Consider the following 4,191-nt stretch of genomic DNA (forward strand, 5'->3'; position numbering starts at 1 on the left):
TACCGAGTTGTCTTGCGGGACCATGTCGTCCAAACAGCTAGTATATAAAGCGAGTTGTTGACGGTTTTCTCCTTGTTGATATTCCATACCTTAAGATACAAATAACCAAGGTAGCATCTAAAGAGAGTGCAATGAGTTTTCAACAAACTTATTAAGTTTTGAGACAGTCTGACGGGTTTGTATATGACAAGTAGCGTGCAAATCAGCGAGGATTTTCTGCCATACAACAAGCCTAATCTTTTGTATTTTGCTTTTACCTTTATTTTTCAAAAGCCAAATCAAAAGATTTGGCGACTAACCAAATATAACAAAACTTTTGATTTAGAAAAGACGCAGCTATTTGTTATATACTTTGTTGTACTGCGTTTTTTATTTCAATTCCACTTCATAATTTAAAGTCCAACTTTCGTTATTCTTTGTTAAATTAAAGTGTTCTATTTGATTTTGAGTTTCTATTTTATAATTCCAATTTTCTTTAAACTCAAAATGATTTTCTAATTCTGGGAATAGGTTTTCTATTAGCCAAATTTTCATTTCTTCAAGCAAATTTTTGTCGTAAACTGAAAATCCCCAAGTTCCACTAACATTAAAAATCCGTTCCGATTGTTGGTCAGTAGAAAAGTAAACTATTCCGTTTATGTATGAGTGTTTTCCAATTTTATAAAGAGAAAGTTTGTCTTCCGCTGTCAAATAGTCTTTAATCGTTGGAAAATAAGCTTGATAGTCAGCATTTGGGTCAATTCTGTAAGTCAGAGTTGAGTCAATTTCCGATAGTTTTTGTCCAATTGAAAAGATTGGTTTTCCGTTGAAATGTAAACTCAAAGGTTTGTAACTCGAATTTATGTCTAAATTTTCTGCTCGATAAATTGAGTCTACAATATATGTTCTTCGCTCAATTCCATTTTCGACAAATTTGTTGTCAGCTCTTTTTCCCATAGAAGTTCCAATAAAAATCAAAATCCCTATTAGGAATAAACTCCCAATTCCGAGCAAGATTAATAATATGTTCAGGACTTTTCTCAAATGCAGTACAACGGCAAGTATAAGCGTAGTGCGGGTTTTCGAAGACGAAACTTTCATTTCGTCCAAAATTTTATTACTTGACGAATTGTTTAATTTAGCAATAAATCCCGCATTACGCTTATACAATGTTAGCAGCTTTATTTATTCAGATTAATGTTTTTCATTTCTCCGCTTGGCGTTATTAAAATATATTCTTTCTCATTTACTGTTGGTTTCTTTTCTCGATTAACCACTAATTTTATTTCATACATTACTTGAATTACTGGTTCAAGAATTGTAGGATTAATAACAAAGTCAAATTCCTTATCAATTATTGGTTGGTAATATAAAGTTGTCGTTTTTTCGGCATTGTTGACGTTAGCAGACTTTTTAAGATTAAGAGAAGAGCTATTATATGATTCGTAGGATTTATACATTTCTACTGGTAGCATCATTTTAAATCCATCAATAATTCTTTTTTCGTTCGTTGCAAAAGATACTCCTAAAATGGCTTCATAGTTTTTAACCTTTTCTTGTAAAGCTATTTTTGCCTTATTCGTCAGTTCCTTTTTAATATTTTCAATTGTGGAAGAGAAGTAATCAACTCTCACTAAGTCATATATTTCTTGATTTGAAAGAATACTAATAAAATCATTTAATTGATTTGGGTCGGAATATTTAATATGGATATTCTTTTTAAGTTCAAAGCCTTTTGGTATTTCATTATAGCTTTTCTTGCTAAATAATTTTTTCTCAACTTCATATTCATAAACAGGAACAAAAGAAATCATATCTATATAGGTTTCTGTTCCTTTTTTGAGTTTGATTTGCGATTCAGCTTGGGATAATCTTTTATCAATTAGTTCATTTACTTCTTCAGTCGTTTTACCAACTTGTGTCACACTAAAAATGGCGACATAAGAATCTGCTTTTATGTTTGCCAAACCTTTAATACTTATAAATATGTCAGTTGTCGAAGGTGTACTTATGTTGATATTTTGGTCTGGAAATCTTACCTGACTTTGGTAATTTATGTTTCCTGAAACTTGTCCAAATGTTACTTGACTTAAAAAAGTCGCCAATATTACTATGATTATTTTTTTCATTGTATTCTATTTGTTTTTATTGCTGCTAACGTTTGGGCTATGAGCAGTGCGCCAAAAAATGCAATAATTTTCCGGCCAGTACTCATTTTTATAAATATACGATTGCTTTAGGGTTAAGCACAAATTAAGCATTGCTTATAGCCATTGTTGTGCAATCGGCTTTGTGCGTTGTGATCCATTACCTTTTCTTTATGTTTGTATTAAATTCTTTACAATGAATAATCAAGAACTCAATGACCTATTAAATCAGTTTCTATTTTTAATGGAATCTGATAAAGCTAAAGTATTGAGAGAGTTGGATGATTTTTATAAAATCCATAAGAAGGATAAAACTGCTTTATCTAATTTCATCAGAGATAGGAAAGATTTTTTTGAGAACAAATACTTGCTCAGTGCTCCTCAAGAATTAGCAGGACATTTACAAGGCCATTTATTTGCTACTCATACCTGGACAAAGTACTCAGAAATTATAAATCACTGTCAAGTTTTAAGTCAGTCTTGACAAAAAAATGTTTTTGATAAATGTTTTTGTCTGGGCTTTCCATAAATGTTGGGCTTATCATTACAGGAACTTTAAGATGCATCATAAGTTTGTTTAGTTCTACTAAATGTTTTCTTATAAATTCTGCTACAGCCTCTTTTGTGTAATCTTCCATTCTTCTATTGTTTTATAAATTTGAATTTTGATTTTTTATGTTGGTAAATTATTTCTTTCTTACTGAGCTTTAGTATTTGAAAATAATCTTCTTTTGAATCTCTTAGGAGTACAATTCTATTACTTGTTTTATCAAAACTCCACTTACCGATTATCCCCTTTCCCGTTGAATTTTTATATGAATATTTGAAAGAGTCTCCTTCAAAACTAAGGAGGTTGTTTTCGTTTTCCCAATATCCAATAATGTCACTCTCTTTTATTTCCCCTGGTTTTAGGGATTCTACCTTATTTTTAAACTCTGCTTGACTTAAAATTCCATTGTCAAACAATTCTTTAAGTTTTTTATATTCGGAAGTCTGTTTTAATTCTTTTTCTTGCATTGAAATATTAATAGTCTTTACCTTTTCGTCAAATTCTTCTTTAGTTAGAATATTTTGGTCTCTTAAATCTTTAAGATTCTCTATTTGTTTATGGGTATTATCTGATTCTTGTTTAATTTTTTTGTTTTCAACAGCTTCGGGAGAATTTTGGCTTGCATAAGAATTGTAAATAGCTATTATTATCATACTTAACCATTGTAGTGGAGGGAAAACAATACATATAAGTAGATAGGTTTTTTGTGCCTGACTAAAACTCTTTGAATTATATGCTATCAAGGATGTCGCTATGGTCAATCCTACTATAATGCCAACTCCTATATCTTTATCCATTGAGATTTAATTTTTTATTAACTTAGTCAAAAGTTTTATTATGAATGGTAATGCCTCAGACGATGTTGTGAAAAGAATATGTAAAAATACTCTTGACACCTATAAATCCCATAATTTAAAATCTTCTGAACATAAATTAGAAATTCTTGGACAGTTTAAATCGGAAGTTTTATACCAGTTAAAGTTAAAAAAGTTATCTGGTGATTTCATAGATTCATTGTACGTAGATGCTCTTATCTCACCTTATCGAACCGAACTATCTGACTATATTGATTCATTATAGTTAGAACAGAAAATCTCTTTGTACTCTTGGACTTCCTTAAACAATTCCTGTTGCATCTCAAAGACTGCCTCTTTATTGAACTCATAATATGAAATAGTGATTGGCATATTACTATCCTCAGCTATCTTATTAATTGCTTCTATATGCTTATTTATTTCACGACGCTGTTTGGAATAATCTGTTAATTTTGATAATTCATCTCTAGTCAGTTTCCCTTCTTTACAATCTTCTCTAAGTTTCCTGTGGTATGCTATGTACTTTTTAACATCAAACTTTTGAGGTGGTATTTTTATTACTGTACTCATTTTCTTTCTTGCTGTTGCACAACGTTTCGTATATGATAAGTAGGCGATCACTAAGCCCTAAATTTTTGTTTAATCCTAAAGTTTGATACAAGCCAAAAATATTTCAATTAGTACTTTTTCGCCTATTTTT

The 4,191-nt window shown here is 30.4% G+C and carries 6 protein-coding genes; 1 reads left to right on the top strand and 5 read right to left on the bottom strand.

The annotated features are described in order from the left end of the window. Positions 1-369: 369 nt before the first annotated feature. Together FHP04_RS14070 and FHP04_RS14075 are read right to left on the bottom strand one after the other, a co-directional pair. Positions 370-1,080, bottom strand: a complete 711-nt coding sequence (locus tag FHP04_RS14070; RefSeq protein WP_139856789.1) for a hypothetical protein — start codon at positions 1,078-1,080, stop codon at positions 370-372. Positions 1,081-1,160: 80 nt separating this feature from the next. Further along, a complete protein-coding gene (locus FHP04_RS14075; RefSeq protein ID WP_139856790.1) occupies positions 1,161-2,108 on the bottom strand; it encodes an SIMPL domain-containing protein in 948 nt (315 codons plus the stop codon). A 214-nt stretch (positions 2,109-2,322) separates the two neighbouring features. Between FHP04_RS14075 and FHP04_RS14080 the strand changes: the two genes are divergently transcribed. Next, positions 2,323-2,610 (top strand): hypothetical protein, encoded by a 288-nt coding sequence (locus FHP04_RS14080; RefSeq protein ID WP_139856791.1) that lies wholly within the window; start codon positions 2,323-2,325, stop codon positions 2,608-2,610. On the opposite strand, the gene FHP04_RS14085 is transcribed toward FHP04_RS14080, so the two are convergent. The 3 genes from FHP04_RS14085 to FHP04_RS14095 all read right to left on the bottom strand — a co-directional run bounded on the left by FHP04_RS14085 (position 2,576) and on the right by FHP04_RS14095 (position 4,061). Beyond that, on the bottom strand, positions 2,576-2,764 hold the full coding sequence (locus FHP04_RS14085; protein WP_139856792.1) for a hypothetical protein: 189 nt from the start codon (positions 2,762-2,764) through the stop codon (positions 2,576-2,578). The two genes, FHP04_RS14080 and FHP04_RS14085, sit on opposite strands and share 35 nt — an antisense overlap. 4 nt (positions 2,765-2,768) lie before the next feature. Next, positions 2,769-3,473 carry an SHOCT domain-containing protein gene (locus FHP04_RS14090; protein WP_139856793.1) on the bottom strand — a complete coding sequence of 235 codons (705 nt, stop codon included), beginning with the start codon at positions 3,471-3,473 and terminating at the stop codon, positions 2,769-2,771. A 264-nt stretch (positions 3,474-3,737) separates the two neighbouring features. Then, positions 3,738-4,061, bottom strand: a complete 324-nt coding sequence (locus FHP04_RS14095; RefSeq protein ID WP_139856794.1) for a hypothetical protein — start codon at positions 4,059-4,061, stop codon at positions 3,738-3,740. Between the last annotated feature and the right edge of the window lie 130 nt (positions 4,062-4,191).

Origin of the sequence: Aequorivita sinensis (genome assembly GCF_006346335.1) — a bacterium.
Taxonomy (GTDB): domain Bacteria; phylum Bacteroidota; class Bacteroidia; order Flavobacteriales; family Flavobacteriaceae; genus Aequorivita; species Aequorivita sinensis.

What these genes read in the sequence shown, in the direction of transcription:
- FHP04_RS14070 (WP_139856789.1), bottom strand. Translation starts at nt 1,080, where the DNA reads ATGAAAGTTTCGTCTTCGAAAACCCGCACTACGCTTATACTTGCCGTT.
- FHP04_RS14075 (WP_139856790.1), bottom strand. Translation starts at nt 2,108, where the DNA reads ATGAAAAAAATAATCATAGTAATATTGGCGACTTTTTTAAGTCAAGTA.
- FHP04_RS14080 (WP_139856791.1), top strand. Translation starts at nt 2,323, where the DNA reads ATGAATAATCAAGAACTCAATGACCTATTAAATCAGTTTCTATTTTTA.
- FHP04_RS14085 (WP_139856792.1), bottom strand. Translation starts at nt 2,764, where the DNA reads ATGGAAGATTACACAAAAGAGGCTGTAGCAGAATTTATAAGAAAACAT.
- FHP04_RS14090 (WP_139856793.1), bottom strand. Translation starts at nt 3,473, where the DNA reads ATGGATAAAGATATAGGAGTTGGCATTATAGTAGGATTGACCATAGCG.
- FHP04_RS14095 (WP_139856794.1), bottom strand. Translation starts at nt 4,061, where the DNA reads ATGAGTACAGTAATAAAAATACCACCTCAAAAGTTTGATGTTAAAAAG.